Source organism: Gilliamella apicola, from assembly GCF_003202655.1.
GTDB lineage: Bacteria > Pseudomonadota > Gammaproteobacteria > Enterobacterales > Orbaceae > Gilliamella > Gilliamella apicola_R.
The window spans coordinates 1-1,045 of record NZ_QGLR01000030.1 but is presented as its reverse complement, the minus strand read 5'-3'; the positions used below and the strand labels follow the sequence as shown (position 1 = coordinate 1,045).

Genomic DNA, 1,045 nt, shown 5'->3' with positions numbered 1-1,045 from the left:
AGTCTTCCCTTGTTATTGTGTAGCCAGAATGCCGCAAAACTTCCATGCCTAAGCGAACTGTTGAGAGTACGTTTCGATTTCTGACTGTGTTAGCCTGGAAGTGCTTGTCCCAACCTTGTTTCTGAGCATGAACGCCCGCAAGCCAACATGTTAGTTGAAGCATCAGGGCGATTAGCAGCATGATATCAAAACGCTCTGAGCTGCTCGTTCGGCTATGGCGTAGGCCTAGTCCGTAGGCAGGACTTTTCAAGTCTCGGAAGGTTTCTTCAATCTGCATTCGCTTCGAATAGATATTAACAAGTTGTTTGGGTGTTCGAATTTCAACAGGTAAGTTAGTTGCTAGAATCCATGGCTCCTTTGCCGACGCTGAGTAGATTTTAGGTGACGGGTGGTGACAATGAGTCCGTGTCGAGCGCTGATTTTTTCGGCCTTTAGAGCGAGATTTATACAATAGAATTTGGCATGAGATTGGATTGCTTTTAGTCAGCCTCTTATAGCCTAAAGTCTTTGAGTGACTAGATGACATATCATGTAAGTTGCTGATAGGTTTCCAGTTTTCCGCTCCTAGGTCTGCATATTGTACTTTTCCTCTTACTCGACTTAACCAGTACCAACCCAGCTTCTCAACGGATTTATACCATGGCACTTTAAAGCCAGCATCACTGACAATGAGCGGTGTGGTGTTACTCGGTAGAATGCTCGCAAGGTCGGCTAGAAATTGGTCATGAGCTTTCTTTGAACATTGCTCTGAAAGCGGGAACGCTTTCTCATAAAGAGTAACAGAACGACCGTGTAGTGCGACTGAAGCTCGCAATACCATAAGCCGTTTTTGCTCACGGATATCAGACCAGTCAACAAGTACAATGGGCATCGTATTGCCCGAACAGATAAAGCTAGCATGCCAACGGTATACAGCGAGTCGCTCTTTGTGGAGGTGACGATTACCTAACAATCGGTCGATTCGTTTGATGTTATGTTTTGTTCTCGCTTTGGTTGGCAGGTTACGGCCAAGTTCGGTAAGAGTGAGAGTTTTACAGTCAAGTAA

At 45.3% G+C, this 1,045-nt stretch carries 1 protein-coding gene; it reads right to left on the bottom strand.

What is annotated here, in order from left to right; all coding sequences use genetic code 11:
- On the bottom strand, positions 1-1,045 hold a 1,045-nt coding region (locus tag DKK70_RS16565), incomplete at both ends, for an IS4-like element ISVsa5 family transposase (protein WP_010129817.1).